Origin of the sequence: Nocardia bovistercoris (assembly GCF_015674855.1) — a bacterium.
GTDB classification, from domain to species: Bacteria; Actinomycetota; Actinomycetes; order Mycobacteriales; family Mycobacteriaceae; genus Nocardia; species Nocardia bovistercoris.
Genome location: NZ_JADMLG010000005.1, coordinates 364,562 through 382,854, shown reverse-complemented (window position 1 = coordinate 382,854; position 18,293 = coordinate 364,562). Strand labels below are relative to the sequence as shown.

Below are 18,293 nucleotides of genomic sequence, written 5' to 3'. Positions count from 1 at the left end.
TCATGAACGAGAGTACGGAGGACACCGTGACGTCCGACGCCGCGACGGTGCATCGGGAACCGCTGCCCGTGGTCACCGATCCGCGAGGGGAGGGCGCGTTCGGCACCTGGGTCTCGCACAGTCTCGTGCAGTGCAAGCGGCTGCTCTACGGGTGGGCGCGCGATCCGGCGACCACCATCCAGACCATCCTGTACCCGGCCGTCACCCTGCTGATGTTCCACGTCGTGCTCGGCGACGCGATCGGCGACGCCACCGGCAAACCCGCCGTCTACGGCCAGGTGCCGATGATCACCCTGGTCGCGGCGATGGCGGGCGCGGTGGTGAGCGCGCTCGGCTTCAAGGTCGAGAAGGCCACCGGACTGCTCGGCCGCTTCTGGACCATGCCCGTGCACCGCGCCGCGGGCCTCACCGGCCGCCTCCTTGCCGAGGCGGTCCGCGTCCTGATCACCACCCTGTTCGTGATCGCGGTCGGTTTCGTCATCGGCTTCCGCTTCGACCAGGGCGTCCTTGCCGCACTGGCCATGATCGGCATCCCCGTACTCTTCGGCGTCGGCTTCGCGGTCCTGGTCACCGCATTGGCAACCATCACCGAGGGCGTGATGCTGGTCAGCCTCGTCAGCATCTTCAACACCCTGCTGATGTTCTTCAACACCGGCTTCGTCCCCGTCACGGCCTACCCCACCTGGCTTCAGGACGTAGTCGAGAACCAACCCATGAGCTGCGCCATCGACGCCATGCGCGGCCTGTCCTACGGCGGCCCCGTAGCCGAACCCCTCTGGAAAACCGTCGCCTGGACCGTCGGCCTCGTAGCCGCCTTCGCCTACCCCGCCATCCGCGGCTACCGCCGCGCCGCCGAAACCGGCGCCTGAGCCTGTTACCTCGGCAAACCGATCAATTGGAGATATCGCGATTGCCTGTCGCGTCCGTATGCTGAGTGCACGAGCAGAGGGAGGTGTGAGCAGTGACCGCAGCTACCGCGCATGAACCGGAGAGGGATCCGGCGGACGTACTACTGGAGGGCTTCTATGCGCTGGAGCCTCCGGAGGGATTTCGGGCCGAGCTGATCGAGGGGGAGATAATCGTGACACCGCCGCCGAGAGGCGACCACGAAAGCATCATCGCGTCAATCAACAGGCAGGTCATCAAAGGTTCGGCTGTTGATGTGGATTTCTCCGGGAACAAGGGGCTCTTGCTCGACAAGGGTGGGTTGTGCGTCAAGAACCACCTCATTCCGGATGGTGTCTTCGTGCCGGTGCGAGCGTATCGGGGCGAGGGCTCATGGATGCCGGTCGACAAGGTGTTGATGGTGGTTGAGGTGACCAGCACCAAACCTGAGCGTGATCGGAAGAGTAAAAGGTACTGCTACGCACGCGGCGGCGTGCCTCTGTACCTGCTCGTTGATCGGGAGATCCACTCGGTTACGTTGTTCGGGGAACCCGGTGGCGCAGGCGACCTGATCGACTATCGACAAGAGGTTCGTGTCCCCTTCGGCAAGCCACTCGATCTACCTTCGCCGTTCGCCCTGACTCTGGATACCGCCGAGTTCGAATAGATTTCGGTTGTTCCGAAACGGCGTTCGAGCCGAAGCGATGTCTTTGCTCGATGTGTCAGATGCCGCGTGAGGCTTCGTCCGACTCGGGAGCTGGGCTGAAGGGGTGGTCGCGCCAGCGGTTGCGGTTGGTCCAGCCGACCAGGTCGTAGCGCCAGTGGAATGGCCAGGTGTGGGCGACGGTGTTGACGAGGACGGCGGCCAGGGCGGTGTGGTCGGCGTGGGCGGAGAGCAGGGCGCGTTGGCCTCGGTCGGATTCGGTGAAGAACGCCTCGAACATGGCGATGGATTGGGCGGTGGTGAGGCGGCCGAGGCCGTAGAGGCCGCGCATGCGCATCCAGTAGACGAGGCGGGCCTGCCACGGCCACAGTGCGCGGACGGGGTCGCGGCCGTCGCGGACGGCTTGTACGGCGGTGTCTACCAGCGACAGTGCGTCGGCGACGCTGTAGCCGGTGCAGGGGTGCATCATGCCGCCGCGGGAACCGAAGGTGATCGCGCCCGCGGAGTTCTTCGGCGGAGGCTGGTCGAGCGGGTAGTGCGCGGCTTCGCTCGGCTCGTCGCCAGTGAGGCGAATCCCGTGTGCGGCAAGGCGATTGAGGGTGCGTTCGCGCAGGACTCGTTGCGGCATGCCGCCGCGCAGACCGAGGCTGGTCTCCTCGAAGATCACCCGGCCGTCGCCGAGCGGCACCGCGTACAGGAACGACGGCGGCTCGTCGGGGCCTGCGCCGTTCTCCGGTCGCCAGTCGAGCAGCAGTCCTTGGTCCGCGCCGACCATGGGTGCGGCGACCTCGGCGTCGACGAAGATGCCGTGGGCGCTCGCGGCGCGGCGGCGTCCGAGCGGCGGTAGGCCGCGGGTGTCGAAGACCACCGCGGCGCGCAGGGCCGTGCCGTCGTGCAGCGTGACGCGGTTCGCCTCGACCTCCGTGGCGCGGCCCGCGAACACGGCGGCCTCGTCCAACGACAACGCTTCGCGCAGACCGGGTTTGGACAGCACGCAGTACGGCCGCTCGATCCGGTGCTCGGCGCTGGTCCACACCGTCGGCACGGGTATGCGCAGCGCGATCGCGCTCTCCGGCAGCCACTGCGGCAATTCGTCAACCCAGCACGAGTAGGTGGGCGGCCACAGCCGGTCGGGGCGCGGATCGACGGCGGCGACCGCGAGTCCGGCGCGCATCGCCCGGTGGGCGAGCGCGCGACCGGTGGGGCCGAGCCCGACCACGGCGACGTCGAACTCGCGGACAGCGCTGTCACTCATAGGAGGAATTCAATCGACGGCCCCGCGCCGGTGCAACAACCCGTGGCGAATCGCACGCGCCCTACTTCGGGGTGACCCAGGTGGTGATGTCGGCGTGCACCACCTCGACGCCGCGCTTGTCGTGGACGGCCACCGGCACGATCAGCTCGACACCCTCGGTGACCTGGGCGAAATCCGGAATTTCGGCGAGTGCGGCGACCGCACGCAGCCCCGTCTCGGCCTTGGACAGATACCGCACGTTCATCGCCTTGGGGATCCATCGGTGTGTCGCGGGCACCGTCGCCTCGCTGAGCATCCCCATCGCGACCTCGGCCAGGTTGCACGCCGCGATCGCGTGGTAGGTCCCAAGATGGTTGTGGATGCCGAACCATTTGGGCGCCGTCACCTCGCAGAGTCCGGGTTCGAGCCGCGTCACGGTCGGCAGCACCGTCCCGAAGTACGGCACCTTGGCCACCATGCCCAGCGAGAACAGCGCGTGCCCCAGCCGGTTGTCGGGCAGTTTCTTCCAGCTGCGGTAGGTCGCGGTCTCTTTCGCCATGCGCGTATCTTACTCAAAAGTAAGTTAACCGGCGCGCGGCGCGCGCATATCCGAGAAAGTGGTCCCTGACCGGCCGTGATGCGGCGGGAACCGGATAAGTGGGGGTGGATTTGAAGTGTCCGGTGGCCATCGGGCATACTGTTCGGGTTGCCTTGCACCGGCTCATGTCATTTCGGTATGGACTTCGCGGCCGTACGGACTCGACATCGGACGGGCAGGGCGTGCAGTACCCCATCGAGTATCCGGCCGTCCGACGGCGCGGATACGTCCGGGACAGACGTTCCAGGCCTGAGATGAAGTTTTCGATCCGGGCACAGGAATGAGCGGCCGAGCGACACGCCCGACCGCGTGGACCGGAGAACCATGACAGATGAACAGCGGCGAGGATCGGGCGTGTCCCGGTGCGAGGTCTCTCTGAGGCGTCTTCGTGTGTTCGGGCTGTGCAAATAGGGGTGCGGGAGCCACGGCGACCGGACCACAACGTAAGCGGAGAAAAGGACACTTAGCGTGGCGGGACAAAAGATCCGCATCAGGCTGAAGGCCTACGACCACGAGGCGATCGACGCGTCCGCGCGCAAGATCGTCGAGACGGTGACCCGTACCGGGGCCCGTGTCGTCGGCCCGGTGCCGTTGCCCACCGAGAAGAACGTGTACTGCGTCATCCGTTCGCCGCACAAGTACAAGGACTCGCGCGAACACTTCGAGATGCGCACGCACAAGCGGCTGATCGACATTCTCGACCCGACGCCGAAGACGGTCGACGCGCTGATGCGCATCGACCTGCCGGCCAGCGTCGACGTCAACATTCAGTGACGGCGGTAGGAATTCGAATGACTGACAGCATCGACCGAAAGAACCGGCCCGCGGCCGGCATCCTGGGCACCAAACTCGGTATGACCCAGGTCTTCGACGAGAAGAACCGCGTCGTCCCGGTCACCGTCATCAAGGCGGGTCCGAACGTCGTCACCCAGATCCGCACCGTGGAGACCGACGGTTACAGCGCCGTGCAGGTCGCCTTCGGCGCCATCGACCCCCGCAAGGTGAACAAGCCGGTCTCCGGCCAGTTCGCCAAGGCCGGTGTCACCCCGCGCCGCCACATCGCCGAGATCCGCGTCGCCGACGCCTCCACCTTCGAGGTCGGCCAGGAGATCTCCGCCGACGTGTTCGAAGAGGGCTCCTACGTCGACGTCACCGGCACCAGCAAGGGCAAGGGCTTCGCGGGCACCATGAAGCGTCACGGCTTCCGCGGCCAGGGCGCCTCGCACGGTGCGCAGGCCGTGCACCGTCGGCCCGGTTCCATCGGCGGTTGCGCCACCCCCGGTCGCGTGTTCAAGGGCATGCGCATGTCGGGTCGGATGGGTCGCGACCGCGTCACCACCCAGAACCTGTCGGTTCACAAGGTGGACACCGAGAACGGCCTGCTGCTGATCAAGGGAGCGATCCCCGGTCGCACCGGCGGCGTCGTGATCGTGAAGAGCGCCGTGAAGGGTGGTGCGCACGCATGAGCGTCAATACCGAGAAAAAAGCCGCCAACCTCACCCTCCCGGTGAAGGAGATCGGTGGCAAGTCCAATGGCACGGTCGAGCTCCCCGCGGAGATCTTCGACGTCGAGGCCAATATCGCGCTGATGCACCAGGTCGTCGTCGCCCAGCTGGCCGCGGCTCGCCAGGGCACCCACGCGACCAAGACGCGCGGCCAGGTTCGCGGCGGCGGCAAGAAGCCGTACCGGCAGAAGGGCACCGGCCGCGCCCGTCAGGGCTCGACCCGCGCGCCGCAGTTCACCGGCGGTGGCACCGTGCACGGCCCGCAGCCGCGCGACTACAGCCAGCGCACCCCGAAGAAGATGAAGGCCGCCGCACTGCGCAGCGCCCTGTCGGACCGGGCGCGCAACGAACGCATCCACGTCGTCACCGAACTGGTGGCCGGGCAGTCCCCGTCGACCAAGACCGCCAAGTCCTTCCTGTCCGAGCTCTCGGATCGCAAGAAGTTCCTGGTCGTCGTCGGTCGTGAGGATGTCGCCGCCTGGAAGAGCGTGGCGAACCTGCAAAACGTGCTGCCGATCGCTCCGGACCAGCTCAACACCTACGACGTGCTCTACAGCGACGAAGTGGTGTTCAGCGTGGAGGCTCTGAATGCCTTCGTCCATGGTCCGACTGAGTCGGCTCAGGAGGAGAGCAAGTGACCACCATCGCCGACCCCCGCGACATCCTGCTGGCGCCGGTCATCTCGGAGAAGTCCTACGGACTCATCGAAGAAGGCACCTACACCTTCATCGTGCACCCGGACTCCAACAAGACGCAGATCAAGATCGCCGTCGAGAAGGTTTTCGGTGTGAAGGTGACCAGCGTCAACACCGCCAACCGTCAGGGCAAGCGCAAGCGGACCCGCTTCGGTTACGGCAAGCGCAAGAACACCAAGCGCGCGCTCGTGACCATCTCGGCCGACAGCAAGCCCATCGAGATCTTCGGAGGCCCGGTCGCGTAAGCGAGCGGGAATCCAGAAAGCAGAGAAGAACTCATGGCAATTCGTAAATACAAGCCGACAACGCCGGGTAGGCGCGGATCGTCGGTCTCGGACTTCGCCGAGATCACCCGCTCCACCCCGGAGAAGTCGCTGCTGCGTCCGCTGACCAAGTCCGGTGGCCGTAATGCCCACGGCCGCATCACCACCCGTCACCGCGGTGGCGGCCACAAGCGCGCCTACCGTCTGATCGACTTCCGTCGGCTCGACAAGGACGGCATCCCGGCCAAGGTCGCGCACATCGAGTACGACCCCAACCGCACCGCCAACATCGCGCTGCTGCACTACGTGGACGGTGAGAAGCGCTACATCATCGCCCCCAAGGGCGTGACGCAGGGCACCCCGATCGAGTCCGGCCCCACCGCCGACATCAAGCCGGGTAACAACCTGCCGCTGCGCAACATCCCCACCGGTACCACCGTGCACGCGGTGGAGCTGCGTCCTGGCGGCGGCGCCAAGCTGGCCCGTTCGGCCGGTATGAGCGTCCAGCTGCTCGGCAAGGAAGGCCCCTACGCCACGCTGCGCATGCCCTCCGGCGAGATCCGCCGCGTCGACGTGCGCTGCCGCGCCACCGTCGGCGAGGTCGGCAATGCCGAACAGTCGAACATCAACTGGGGCAAGGCCGGTCGTATGCGCTGGAAGGGCCGTCGTCCCACGGTCCGCGGTGTCGTCATGAACCCGGTCGACCACCCGCACGGTGGTGGTGAGGGCAAGACCTCCGGTGGTCGCCACCCGGTCTCGCCGTGGGGTCAGCCGGAAGGCCGCACCCGCAAACCCAACCGCCCGAGCGACAAGCTCATCGTCCGCCGTCGCAAGACCGGCAAGAAGCGCTGAAGGAGGAGGTAAAAAATGCCACGCAGCCTCAAGAAGGGCCCGTTCGTCGACGACCACCTCCTCGCGAAGGTGGACGTCCAGAACGAGAAGGGCACCAAGCAGGTCATCAAGACCTGGTCCCGCCGTTCGACCATCATCCCCGACTTCATCGGTCACACCTTCTCCGTCCACGACGGTCGCAAGCATGTGCCGGTGTTCGTCTCGGAGTCCATGGTCGGGCACAAGCTGGGTGAGTTCGCGCCCACCCGCACGTTCAAGAGCCATGTCAAGGAAGATCGGAAGAGCAAGCGGCGATGACGACCACTGAGACTCAGAATCCGACTGCGCGCGCGACCGCCAAGCACGTTCGTGTGACCCCGATGAAGGCTCGTCGTGTCGTGGACCTGGTCCGCGGCAAGCGGGTCGAAGACGCCCTGGCGATCCTGAAGTTCGCGCCGCAGGCCGCCAGCGAGCCGGTCGCGAAGGTCGTGGCCAGTGCCGCGGCCAACGCCGAGAACAACCTCGGCCTGAACCCGGCGACGCTGGTCATCTCCACGGCCTACGTCGACGAGGGCGCCACCATGAAGCGTTTCCAGCCGCGTGCCCAGGGCCGCGCGTTCCGGATCCGCAAGCGCACCAGCCACATCACCATCGAGGTCGAGAGCGTGCCCACGGCCGGTGCTGCTCGCAGCCGCCGGAAGGGAGGGGCAAAGTAAATGGGACAGAAGATCAATCCCCACGGCTTCCGCCTCGGTATCACCACCGATTGGAAGTCCCGTTGGTACGCGGACAAGCAGTACGCGGACTACGTGAAGGAAGACGTCGCCATCCGCAAGCTCCTCGCCACCGGCATGGAGCGCGCGGGCATCTCGAAGGTCGAGATCGAGCGCACCCGTGACCGCGTGCGTGTGGACATCCACACCGCGCGTCCCGGCATCGTGATCGGCCGCCGCGGCGCCGAGGCCGACCGCATCCGCGCCGAGCTCGAGAAGCTCACCGGCAAGCAGGTGCAGCTGAACATCCTCGAGGTCAAGAACCCCGAATCGGATGCCCAGCTCGTCGCCCAGGGTGTGGCCGAGCAGCTGTCCAACCGTGTGGCGTTCCGGCGCGCGATGCGCAAGGCCATCCAGTCGGCCATGCGTTCGCCGAACGTCAAGGGCATCCGCGTGCAGTGCTCGGGCCGTCTCGGCGGCGCCGAAATGTCGCGCTCGGAGTTCTACCGCGAAGGTCGGGTTCCGCTGCACACGCTGCGCGCGGACATCGACTACGGCCTCTACGAGGCCAAGACCACCTTCGGCCGCATCGGCGTGAAGGTCTGGATCTACAAGGGCGACATCGTCGGCGGCAAGCGCGAGCTCACCGCCGTGTCCGCGCCGAGCGGCGACCGCGATCGCCCGCGCCGTGAGCGTCCGAGCCGCCCGCGTCGGTCCGGTTCCGCGGGCACCACGGCGACCAGCACCGAGGCCGGGCGCGCCGCCACCGCTGTGGCGGACGCTCCGGCAGAGACACCACAGGAGGGCTGACGCCATGCTGATGCCTCGCAAGGTCAAGCACCGTAAGCAGCATCACCCCGGCCGTTCCGGCATGGCCAAGGGCGGCACGTCGGTGTCGTTCGGCGAGTTCGGTATCCAGGCGCTGGAACCGGCGTACGTGACCAACCGGCAGATCGAGTCGGCGCGTATCGCGATGACCCGCCACATCAAGCGTGGCGGCAAGATCTGGATCAACATCTACCCGGATCGTCCGCTCACCAAGAAGCCCGCCGAGACCCGCATGGGTTCCGGTAAGGGTTCGCCGGAGTGGTGGATCGCGAACGTCAAGCCCGGTCGAGTGATGTTCGAGATGTCCTACCCCAACGAGGAGATCGCTCGTGAGGCCCTGCGCCGCGCGATGCACAAGCTCCCGATGAAGTGCAGGATCGTGACCAGGGAGGAGCAGTTCTGATGGCTACCGGCACACCGGCCGCAGAGCTCCGCGAGCTCACCGAGGACGAACTCGTCTCTCGCCTGCGCGAATCGAAGGAAGAGCTGTTCAACCTGCGCTTCCAGATGGCGACGGGTCAGTTGGACAACAACCGCAGGTTGCGCGTGGTCAAGCACGAGATCGCGCGTATCTACACGGTCATGCGCGAGCGTGAGCTCGGTCTGGCCACCGGACCCGCTGACAAGGGAGACGCGGCGTGAGCGACAAGGAAAAAGAGGAGCGCGGCAGCCGCAAGGTACGTAGCGGCTACGTCGTCTCCGACAAGATGAACAAGACGATCGTCGTCGAGCTGGAAGACCGTCACCGGCACCCGCTCTACGGCAAGATCATCCGCACCACCTCCAAGGTGAAGGCCCACGACGAGAACGAGATCGCCGGTATCGGCGACCGCGTCCAACTCATGGAGACCCGCCCCCTGTCCGCCACCAAGCGCTGGCGCCTGGTGGAGGTCCTGGAGAGGGCCAAGTAACCCTCGGCCGCCTCGAACCCGAAGGCCCGCTCCCCGATCCCGGGAGCGGGCCTTCCTCGTTCCCGAGCCCGGTCTTCTCGGCGCGCCGAACGTGGGCGCGATGGGTTGGTGAGTGGTATGCGACACGCGCTCGACACGCGGACTGTCCGGTCGTCTGGTTTGCTGGATGTGGGCGATCGGGGCCCGTTTGACGCGGAGGTTCGGTAGTGAGATTCGAACAGATTGATCGTGAGGCGCTGCGGGCGCAGTTGGTGCGGACGGGGATCGCGGGCGAGGTCGCGACGCCGCGGGAGAACAATCTCGAACATTATCGGCGGATGGCCGCGGGGGACCCTCGTCACCAGTTCGGGCTGACGCTGCGGGGGTGGACCTTCGAACGAACTCTCGACACGATGGCGCGGTTGTGCGGGGTGCGGCCGGACCCTCGGTATCTGCGCGGCATCGACACCATCGACCCGGAGCTCACCGTCGACGCGCTCGAGGTGATGGGGAAGCGGATCGGGGCGGCGGCGGAGCGGCGGGAGACGGTGATGTTCGCGACCGGGCATCCCGGCACGTTGATGGGGGTTTACCGGGCGATCGAGGATCGACTACGCGCGGCCGGATGCGCGGTGTCGACGCCGTCCGGCGGCTGGTCCTACGCGGCGGAGGAATATTACGGCTCGCCGTATCGTGAACTGTCCTATACGGGCGGCGTGGCGGCGCTGGTGAACGCGGCGGGGGATCCCGCGCACACCCATGATCCACAGCCCATGCGAGCCATGTTGCGGGAGTTGGCGAACGGGCCGCGGCCGGATCTGGTGATCGCCGATCACGGGTGGGCGGGCGCGGCGGGGGAGGCGGGCATCGACACCGTCGGGTTCGCCGACTGCAATGATCCGGCCCTGTTCGCGGGGCAGGAGGACGGCAAGATCGTGGTCACGGTGCCGCTCGACGACGGTATCCGTCCGGCCGAGCACTATGTGCCGTTGACCGAATACCTGTTGGCGCGTGCGGGTTTCGCCGAGAGTGGCGCGCGCTGAGCCGTTTCCAAGTCCCGTCGGATAATCCCTTGCGCTGTACGTATACATCTACTTATAGTGGGTCGGACAGCGGCGCGATCGATTACAGTCGCGTCGACATCGGACAACCGCGGATCGACCACTGAGGTCAGCCCGAGACGGCCGTATCACCCATGCTCGCATGCGTATCGGCGCTGGGATTCGGGCGACATCTGGCACACAGGTGCCCGACCGATTCTTGCGGAACTCGGAAAGGATTGTCTCCCGACCATGTTCGCCCGCCTCGGACGCATAGTCGTCCACCATCCGTGGAAGGTGATCGGCCTGTGGGTCATCGCCGTCATCGCGGTGGTGTCGCTCGCTCCCACCCTCACTTCGACCACCGACCAATCCGAATTCCTGCCATCGCATTACGAGTCGATCAAGGCGCTCTCGTTGCAGGAACAGGCATTTCCGCAAGAATCCGCGCCCGCCGCGCTCATCGTCTTCGTGCGCACGGATGAGGCGCCGCTGACCGAGGCCGACACCGCGAGAGTCGGTGCGATAGCGGCCGCGCTGTCCGACCGGAATGTGAAGGGCGTGACCGCGATTCAGGCGACGCCGCCGTCGGACAACCGCCTGGTGCAGCTGGTCGCGGTGCAGATGGTGAAACAGGCGGGCGCCTCGGATGAGACCCGCAGCGACGCCGTGCGGGAGTTGCGCGAGAAGCTGCGCGATCAAGTGCGCGAAGGTGATCTGAAGGCGGGCATCACCGGCACCGCGGCCCAGACCCTCGATCAGACCGAATCGGGTGAGAGAGGTCTCGCGATCGTCGGAATCGCCACCATCGTGCTCATCCTGGTCCTGCTGCTCGTGATCTTCCGCAGTCCGGTGATCGCCCTGCTGCCGGTCATCGTGATCGGCGCGGTGTCCAGCACGGTGAACAGTCTGATCGCGATCGTGGCGAAGGCATTCGACCTCGAGATCGACACCTCGGTCAATTCCATCCTGTTGGTCGTGCTGTTCGGCGTCGGCACCGACTACATCCTGTTCCTCATGTTCCGATACCGGGAATTGCTTCGCGCGGGCGAAGACTCGAAGTCCGCGATGGTCGGCGCGGTCGGCCGCGTCGGCGAAGCGATCACCTCGGCGGCCGCCGCGGTGATCATCGCGTTCATGGCGTTGATCCTGTCGAGTCTCGGGATGTTCCGGGCACTCGGTCCTGCGTTGGCCATCGCGGTCGCGGTGGCGTTGCTCGCCGGGCTCACCCTGGTCCCGGCGATCGTCTCACTGCTCGGCACCAAGGTGTTCTGGCCGTCCAAGGCGTGGCAGATCGAGCCGAAGGGCGCGCGATTCACCGCGATCGGGGCGCGGCTCGGCAGGCGGCCCGCCGTATTCGCCGCGGTGTCCGGCGGTGTGCTTGTGCTGCTGGGAATCTTCGCGCTCGGCTTCAACCCGACCTTCGACCTCACCTCCGGCTCCACCTCCGACGCCTCCGAGTCCGTCGTCTACAACCGGGAACTGCTCAAGGGCCTGCCCGCGGGCGCCACTCAACCGTCGGACGTACTGCTGCGATCCACCGAGGGACCGCTCGGCGAGCAGCAACTCGCCGCCTACCGCGCGGCGCTCGGCCGAGTCGAAGGCGTTGGCCAAGTCGGGCAACCGCAGCTGTCCGCCGACAAGACGATCGCCAACTTCCAGGTCACCCTCACCGACGCACCGGAATCCGACGCCGCGCTCGACACCGTCGCCGGACCGCTGCGCGATGCCGCGCACGCCGCGGCGCCCGAGGGCACGAGCGCGGTCGTCGGCGGCATCACCGCGATCTTCGTCGACTTCAAGGACGCCATGAACCACGATTACGCCATCGTGTTCCCGGTCGCGGCGATCCTCATCATGATCGTGTTGGCGTTGCTGCTGCGCAGTCTCGTCGCGCCGTGGTACCTGATGCTTTCGGTGTTCCTCGGATTCGCCGCGACCCTCGGCGCGACCGTGCTGGTGTTCCAGCACCTCCAAGGGGACTCGGGCCTGATCTTCACGCTGCCGGTCATCATGTATCTGTTCGTGGTCGCGCTCGGCACCGACTACAACATCCTCATGGTGGCCCGGCTGCGCGAGGAAGCGCGGGAAGGCAACAGTCCCCGTGCCGCGGCCGCGCTCGCCGTGCGCCACACCGGGCCGACCGTGGCCGCGGCCGGTGTCATCCTCGCGGGCACGTTCGCGTCGATGATGTTGGCGGGCAACAGCACGCTGGCGCAGATGGGATTCGCGATCTCGGTCGGCATCGCCATCGCGGCCTTCGTCATGGCGATGTTCTTCACGCCGTCGCTGACCGCGCTGATCGGTGCGCGCGCCTGGTGGCCGGGGCACGGTGACCGCACGCCCGTCGGTACCGGGTCGAAGGACGAAGTCGACGGTGCCGTTCTCGCCGCGGAACGGTCCGACACGGCTCTTCGCGAATAGGTTCGAACCTGAGCCGAGGGCAGACACCGCGTTCTGTCGCGGACGCTTGAACATAAAGGTCCGTGCAGTCCGATCGGCTTTCTCGCGGATAGGTTCGAGCAAAGGCATACGCCGCATTCTGCTGCGGACGTTCGCACACGAAGGGTCCGTTCCCGGTTGGGAACGGACCCTTTCGGCGTATCGGTCAGCCCATGAGTGGGCGGCGGACCTTGGCGACCGACTCGAGGATGCGGATCACCGACGCGGTCGGAATGCCGACCTCGCTGCCTATCCCCATCGGGGTCCACGACTGATCGGCGAGGGTGAGTACCTCGGCGACCTGCTCGACCGGCAGCCGCGACAGGCCCTTGTCCCGGATCGCGCGCGCCACCGACCAGATCTCGACATCGCCGTCGCCGTCGATATCGGGTTCGATCATGTCGTCGGGTTCGGACTGTTCGACGGCATCGCGGGCGGCGGCGATGGCGTCGAGGGTGATGCGCGGGTGACGGGGTTCGGGGCCGGGGTCGGCTTCCAAGGTGAGCTGATCGGTATCCGCCACCGCGTCGGCATCCGCTCCGCGCGTCTTACGCGCCGCCGAGTCGGTGCGGGGTGCGGTGTCGGTGGGTTTCGCCGGGGCGGATTCGGTTCGGCGGCGATCGGTGCGGTCGGCGGCGCGAGTGGGCTTCGGGGAGCGATCGGCCGATGCCGCTGCGGGCTGTTCCGAGTCGGCACGCGCGGATGCCGCCGCGGTTCGGCGGGTGGTCGCGCGTTTGTCTCGTCCGCGTCCAGTGGTTCGCGTCGCCGCGTCGCTCGCGGTCTTCTTGGTGCGACGATTCGTGGTTCGTGCGCCGTCGGGCTGATCGGCGGCAAGTACGGAATCTTCGGTGAAGAGTCCGGCTGCGGGGGCGAAATCGGTGGGAGCGCAGGCTGTGTCGGGATCAGGGAAGATGCTGCGGTTGTCGGTATCGAATTCGCGTGCGGTCGTGGCGGACTCGGCGTCGGAACGGGATTCGAGCGGCCGCTCCGACACTGTGTGCTGGTCGGGGGCGAGTTCTTCGAGCGGGATCAGCGGAATATCCTGCGCGAGATCATCGATCCCGGAGTTCGAGTTCGAGTCGATGACGGCGGCGCCCGTGTCGGTGGCATGGACCTCGTCGGTGATCGAGGCGTGGTCCGAAGCGCGGGTTTCGCGAGCTTTCGCGGCGAGCGGGCCGTTCGAATCGACGGCTTCGTCGGTTATCGGGACGCGGCGCGGTGTTCGGGGATCGGCACTGTCAAGGTTGTGCCGGTCGGGCGCGTTGGCGCCTGACATTGTGATGGTGGGTCGGGTGTCGGCGCCATGGACTTCGTCGGTGCTCGGCGTGTGGTCCGGACCGTGGGTTTCGCGAGCTTTCGCGGCGAGCGGGCCGTTCGAATCGACGGCTTCGTCGGTTATCGGCATGCGTTGCGGTACGTGGGGGGCGGTACTGTGCGCGCTGTGCGGCGAGTCTGCCGTGGCGATTTCGTTGGTGACAGCGAAGCCTTGCGGCGTGCGGGTTTCGGTGCTTTCCGCGTTGTGCCGGTCGGTGGTGGCCGAGCGGGTAGTGCCGGGGGGTTCATCGGTGACGGGCACCAGATGCGGTGTGCGGGTGTCGCGGGGAGCTTCCGCGTGGTGCGTGTCGGGGGTGGTGGCTGCGGCCAGGGCGGTGCCCGCTGGGTGTCCGGTCCGCGCGTGTAATCGCGCCGCGCGCTCGTGGGCGAGGGAGGTGACCGATCCGCTGCCGCGGCCGATCGGGCGGGACGGGGTGGGAACCCGGTCGACCGGGTCGTCGCCCGCGTCCCCGAGCCGGTCCTCGGATGTGGGTGGCTCGTCGTCGGTGGTATTCGAGCGCCCGCCGCGGATCGGGCGCGAGGTGGAGGCGCGGGTGAGGCGGGAATCGGTTCGGGGCTCGACGTTTTCGGGCCACTGAACGCTGTCCGGCTCGCTGTCGACCTCGTGGCGGAGATCGTATGCGCGCTCTTCGGCCGAGGTCCTGTCGACCGTGTGGACCTCGCGATGGGACACCGATCCGTCGGCGTGCACGGCTGCGGCGCGGCCGGTGGCGGGGGCGGCAGGGTGTGGGACCGAATCGTCCGGGCTGTGTGCCACCCGGCCGTTCGGGGTGCGCACCGTCCTGCCGTTCGCGCGCGCGGACCGTAACGCGCCGGTGGGGCGAACATCGGAGATCGCGACGATTTCGGGGGTGAAGGCCGAGCGCCGTTCGGCCCACCGCGCCGACGGTGCGCCGTCGCCGCCACCGCCGTGCGACCCGTTGCGCCCCCGCCCCGAATGTGGTCCGCTCTCGCTGACGCCGCTGACGCCGCTGACGCCGCTGACGCCGCTGACGCCGCTGACGCCGCTGACGCCGCTGACGCCGCTGACGCCGCTGACGCCGCTGACGCCGCTGACGCCGCTGACGCCGCTGACGCCGAAGGATGACCCGTTGCGTCCGGGATGCGGTGCTGTTCCGGTGACAGTGTCGGCTTCGTTGCGGCCGTGGACCGGATGCGGTGCCGTGCCGTTCACCGCATGTGCGTCGTCGAACGCACTCCGTGTGTGTCCGCTGCGCACCTCGTTCACAGCGTGCCCATGGGGCCCTTCGTATCCGTTGCGCTCTTCATGTCCGTTGCGGCGACCGTTGTCCGCGTCGTGCCCGTTGCGCCCTTCGTGACCGCTGTGCGCGTCATACCCGTTCCGCCCACCGTGTCCGTTGTGCGCTCGGTGCCCGTTGCGCTTTCCGTATCCGTTGTTCCCCCCGGACTCGCCGCTCGCGTCGTACCCGATAGTGGACGATTCCCCGTGACCATCCCCGGACACGGGAAACCCGTTCATGAGCGGCTTCATCGGAATCGAGTACCGCAACGGTTCCGCGAGCGCTCCCGACTCGGCGACCTCGCGGGCGATTTCACCGTTCACCGGAGACGGCGTGCCGTGGGCGACCGATACGGGCACCCCCGGCACCACATCGGTGATCGGCACACTGTCGATGAGTTGCGCGTACCGCGCCGCGACCCACGCGTGTAACCAGATGACCACGCCAACCATGACCGGTGCGATGGCGAATTCGGCGGCTTTACCCCAGTGCCCGGCCGACAGGTGTGGGCCGGTGTTGAGTGCCACGGTGGTCCCGAGCAGGGCGGCTTCGAAGAACACCACTTTGCCGCGCGGCAGTTCGCGCCCCCAGCGGGCGGAGGTGGTTGCGACGACCATGATGGTGATGATCGGGATCGAGATCATGGCCTCGATGCCGTAGCTGAGCCAGTACAGCGGGTCGGTCATGTCGCCGCTGGGGACCAGGTTGTGCTGGACGTTGACCCCGGCCCAGATCATGCCGAGCACGACGACGCCGATCAGGACGCGCGAGGACCATTCGGCGCGGCGGTAGAGCTGGGCGAGGCGGGCGTCCTGGCTGGCGACGCGGCGCCGGGCCGCGAGGGCTTTGCGATGCCAGTGCGCGTCTTCCTCGTCGGCGCGGCGGATGGCGGCGCCGGTGCGCCTGTCGCGTTTCTCGGCGGCGATCTCCGCTTCGACGGCGCGGCGGCGCTGCCCGCGTCGTTGCGTGCGGATCCATTCGGCGAGGTCGCGTTCGGCGGCGATCTCGTCGTCGGAGAGGACTTCGGTGAGTGCGGTGTCGTGTTGGAGCGGCAGTTTGCCGCGCGCGGTCGCGACCCGGTGCGCGAGGGCGGCGATCTCGGAGTCGGCCGCGGAGCCGGACTCGGACGCGGCGGCCCCGGAATTCGCGGTCTTTTCGTCGGGCATCGCGAACCTTCCCTGAAACGGGTATCGTCCCGATTCATCGGTGGCGACAGGTGTGCTCGAACATATGTTTGAACGCAGTGAGACTAATCCGAGGACTCGGTGAGGTCAATGCCGGCCGTCCGCGAGTTGTGAATAGCTCCCGTTTCCGCAGCACGCACGGAATGCCGGGAACCTCAGCTCAGGGTCGTGTGCCAGACGAGCGCCGCGGCGAGCGCCCCGGCCCCGTTCACCGACCAGTGCAACGCGATCGGCGCGAGCACGCTCCCACTGCTGCGACGCAACCATGTGAACACGGCCCCTGCGGCCGCGGTGGCCGCGACGGCGAGCGCGATCCCGGCGACCTGGCCGCCGACCCCGCCGCCGAGAATTCCGGTGAGCCCCTGATTCGCGCTGGTCAACCCGAGCGACGACGCGATATGCCACAGCCCGAACAGCAGCGACCCCGCCGCGAACACCCCGCGCGCACCGTACAGCCGATCGAGTGTGCCGTGCAGCACACCGCGGAAAGCGAGTTCCTCGGGAATGACCGTCTGCAACGGAATCACGATCATCGACGCGATGAGCGCGCCGGAAACGGTGGCATAGCGGTCGGCGAGGAAGAAAGGCCGGGTCACCGGCAGCAGCGCGCCGATCGCGACCGCGGTGAGCACTATGCCGACCGCCCCGAGCGCGAAGAGCGTGCCACGCCGCCACTGCCGCGGCGACAATCCGAGTTCGGCCCAGCCGAGCCCGCGGCGCCGCATGAGACCGAGCAGGGCCAGCGCCGCGAGCGGCACGGTGACGACGCTCGCCAACGGGGTGGTGAAGTGCGCGACGAGGTTGGTTCCGGCGAGCACCACGACGACGACCGCCACGTCGATGTAGGCGTGCGTTCGGCGATGCGGCGCCGCGTCCTCGGGTTTCGTCTGAAGCACCCGGCCCAGTGTACGTAACGATTCGGATACGGCCAGGCAACGTATTCGGGCGGTGTCAGGTATCCGAGGGCAGCGGGCCCGCCCAGCCGACGGGATCGTGCCACGCCTGCAACGAGCGTCCCGTACGGAACCGCCGGGCGACCCCCGTGACCGGATCGGTGAATTCGAGGGATGCGGCGAGCAGTTGCAGCGGGCGCGTGAAATCGTGCACGGGCCGGTCGGTGAGGGTCGGGTAGAAGTCGTCGCCGAGGATCGGCACGCCGAGACCGTTCATGTGCAGCCGCAGTTGGTGGGTGCGCCCGGTGTGCGGGCGCAGTCGGTACCGGCCGAGCCCGTCGCGGTGTTCGACCAGTTCGACCTCGGTTTCGGCATTCGGCTCACCGTCGGTCTCATAGGCCGCCAACACGTGTTTGTCCTTGACGATCCGGCTGCGAATCGTCCTCGGCAGCTCGAGCTCGGGATCGTGCCTGGCGATCGCCTCGTATTCCTTGCGCACGGCGCGCCGGTGGAACATCGTCTGATACGCGCCCCGCCTGGCCGGATCGACGACGAAGAGCACGAGTCCTGCGGTGGCGCGGTCGAGTCGGTGCGCCGGTATCAGGTCGGGCAGGTCGAGATCGTGACGCAGCCGCACCAGGGCGGTCTGCCTGATGTGGCTGCCGCGCGGGATGGTGGCAAGGAAATGCGGTTTGTCGATGACGAGCAGGGTGTCGTCGCGGTGCACGATATCGATGTCGAAGGGAACATCCACCTCATCGGGCAGGTCACGGTGAAACCAGACCGCGCCCCCCGGCACATACGCCTGCTCGAGCGCGATCGGCCCGTCCATATCGACGATCGCGCCCGCCCGCAACATCTCATCGATACGAGCAGGCTCCACCCGAGGCAGCCGCTCGACCAAATGATCGCGAATGGTGGCCCATTCCCCCTCGACGGGCAACCGCAGCCGAGCCGGATCCAACCCGAACCGCTTGGGCAACGGCGCCTGCTGCCTTCTCCTCATGACCAACCGAGCCTAACCCAACCCACACCCGCCCCGACCACCCTGT

At 67.3% G+C, this 18,293-nt stretch carries 20 protein-coding genes; 15 read left to right on the top strand and 5 right to left on the bottom strand.

Going from position 1 to position 18,293, the window contains the following annotated elements; translation table 11 throughout:
- Nucleotides 1-2 precede the first annotated feature (2 nt).
- Both IT779_RS15355 and IT779_RS15350 read left to right on the top strand, forming a co-directional pair.
- Complete coding sequence (locus IT779_RS15355) at nt 3-869, top strand: ABC transporter permease (protein ID WP_196149973.1); 867 nt, start codon at nt 3-5, stop codon at nt 867-869.
- Nucleotides 870-961: 92 nt separating this feature from the next.
- The gene (locus IT779_RS15350) at nt 962-1,552 is read left to right on the top strand and encodes a Uma2 family endonuclease (RefSeq protein ID WP_196149972.1); all 591 of its coding nucleotides are present in this window, start codon (nt 962-964) and stop codon (nt 1,550-1,552) included.
- A 55-nt stretch (nt 1,553-1,607) separates the two neighbouring features.
- Here the strand turns inward: IT779_RS15350 and IT779_RS15345 are convergent, their stop codons facing one another.
- Entirely contained in the window at nt 1,608-2,804 is a 1,197-nt protein-coding gene (locus tag IT779_RS15345; protein ID WP_196149971.1) for a lycopene cyclase family protein, read from the bottom strand.
- Nucleotides 2,805-2,865: 61 nt separating this feature from the next.
- Nucleotides 2,866-3,342 (bottom strand): hotdog fold domain-containing protein, encoded by a 477-nt coding sequence (locus IT779_RS15340; protein ID WP_196149970.1) that lies wholly within the window; start codon nt 3,340-3,342, stop codon nt 2,866-2,868.
- A 507-nt stretch (nt 3,343-3,849) separates the two neighbouring features.
- Between IT779_RS15340 and rpsJ the strand changes: the two genes are divergently transcribed.
- The 13 genes from rpsJ to IT779_RS15275 all read left to right on the top strand — a co-directional run bounded on the left by rpsJ (nt 3,850) and on the right by IT779_RS15275 (nt 12,570).
- Nucleotides 3,850-4,155 carry a 30S ribosomal protein S10 gene (gene rpsJ / locus IT779_RS15335; protein ID WP_003938093.1) on the top strand — a complete coding sequence of 102 codons (306 nt, stop codon included), beginning with the start codon at nt 3,850-3,852 and terminating at the stop codon, nt 4,153-4,155.
- A 17-nt stretch (nt 4,156-4,172) separates the two neighbouring features.
- Nucleotides 4,173-4,847 carry a 50S ribosomal protein L3 gene (rplC, locus tag IT779_RS15330; protein ID WP_196149969.1) on the top strand — a complete coding sequence of 225 codons (675 nt, stop codon included), beginning with the start codon at nt 4,173-4,175 and terminating at the stop codon, nt 4,845-4,847.
- Nucleotides 4,844-5,524, top strand: a complete 681-nt coding sequence (rplD, locus tag IT779_RS15325; protein WP_196149968.1) for a 50S ribosomal protein L4 — start codon at nt 4,844-4,846, stop codon at nt 5,522-5,524. The genes rplC and rplD overlap by 4 nt, the downstream gene beginning before the upstream one ends.
- Complete coding sequence (rplW, locus tag IT779_RS15320) at nt 5,521-5,826, top strand: 50S ribosomal protein L23 (RefSeq protein ID WP_040794483.1); 306 nt, start codon at nt 5,521-5,523, stop codon at nt 5,824-5,826. The genes rplD and rplW overlap by 4 nt, the downstream gene beginning before the upstream one ends.
- A 33-nt stretch (nt 5,827-5,859) precedes the next feature.
- Nucleotides 5,860-6,696 (top strand): 50S ribosomal protein L2, encoded by an 837-nt coding sequence (gene rplB, locus IT779_RS15315; RefSeq protein WP_196149967.1) that lies wholly within the window; start codon nt 5,860-5,862, stop codon nt 6,694-6,696.
- Between the two features lie 15 nt (nt 6,697-6,711).
- Nucleotides 6,712-6,993: a 30S ribosomal protein S19 gene (gene rpsS, locus IT779_RS15310; RefSeq protein WP_196149966.1), complete on the top strand. Its 282-nt coding sequence runs from the start codon at nt 6,712-6,714 to the stop codon at nt 6,991-6,993.
- Nucleotides 6,990-7,391 (top strand): 50S ribosomal protein L22, encoded by a 402-nt coding sequence (rplV, locus tag IT779_RS15305; RefSeq protein WP_141807402.1) that lies wholly within the window; start codon nt 6,990-6,992, stop codon nt 7,389-7,391. The genes rpsS and rplV overlap by 4 nt, the downstream gene beginning before the upstream one ends.
- The gene (gene rpsC, locus IT779_RS15300; protein ID WP_196149965.1) at nt 7,392-8,198 is read left to right on the top strand and encodes a 30S ribosomal protein S3; all 807 of its coding nucleotides are present in this window, start codon (nt 7,392-7,394) and stop codon (nt 8,196-8,198) included.
- Between the two features lie 4 nt (nt 8,199-8,202).
- Nucleotides 8,203-8,619: a 50S ribosomal protein L16 gene (gene rplP, locus IT779_RS15295; RefSeq protein ID WP_196149964.1), complete on the top strand. Its 417-nt coding sequence runs from the start codon at nt 8,203-8,205 to the stop codon at nt 8,617-8,619.
- Entirely contained in the window at nt 8,619-8,858 is a 240-nt protein-coding gene (rpmC, locus tag IT779_RS15290; protein ID WP_196149963.1) for a 50S ribosomal protein L29, read from the top strand. The genes rplP and rpmC overlap by 1 nt, the downstream gene beginning before the upstream one ends.
- Entirely contained in the window at nt 8,855-9,127 is a 273-nt protein-coding gene (gene rpsQ / locus IT779_RS15285) for a 30S ribosomal protein S17 (RefSeq protein ID WP_196149962.1), read from the top strand. Before rpmC ends, rpsQ begins: the two co-directional genes overlap by 4 nt.
- 206 nt (nt 9,128-9,333) lie before the next feature.
- Entirely contained in the window at nt 9,334-10,149 is an 816-nt protein-coding gene (locus IT779_RS15280; protein WP_332838811.1) for a phosphatase, read from the top strand.
- Between the two features lie 249 nt (nt 10,150-10,398).
- Complete coding sequence (locus IT779_RS15275; protein ID WP_196149961.1) at nt 10,399-12,570, top strand: MMPL family transporter; 2,172 nt, start codon at nt 10,399-10,401, stop codon at nt 12,568-12,570.
- A gap of 184 nt (nt 12,571-12,754) precedes the next feature.
- Here IT779_RS15275 and IT779_RS15270 read toward each other — a convergent pair whose 3' ends face one another.
- The 3 genes from IT779_RS15270 to IT779_RS15260 form a co-directional block, all read right to left on the bottom strand.
- The gene (locus IT779_RS15270; RefSeq protein ID WP_196149960.1) at nt 12,755-16,330 is read right to left on the bottom strand and encodes a DUF4779 domain-containing protein; all 3,576 of its coding nucleotides are present in this window, start codon (nt 16,328-16,330) and stop codon (nt 12,755-12,757) included.
- Nucleotides 16,331-16,503: 173 nt separating this feature from the next.
- Nucleotides 16,504-17,244 (bottom strand): CPBP family glutamic-type intramembrane protease, encoded by a 741-nt coding sequence (locus IT779_RS15265; RefSeq protein WP_196149959.1) that lies wholly within the window; start codon nt 17,242-17,244, stop codon nt 16,504-16,506.
- A 55-nt stretch (nt 17,245-17,299) separates the two neighbouring features.
- Nucleotides 17,300-18,247 carry a pseudouridine synthase gene (locus IT779_RS15260; RefSeq protein WP_196149958.1) on the bottom strand — a complete coding sequence of 316 codons (948 nt, stop codon included), beginning with the start codon at nt 18,245-18,247 and terminating at the stop codon, nt 17,300-17,302.
- Between the last annotated feature and the right edge of the window lie 46 nt (nt 18,248-18,293).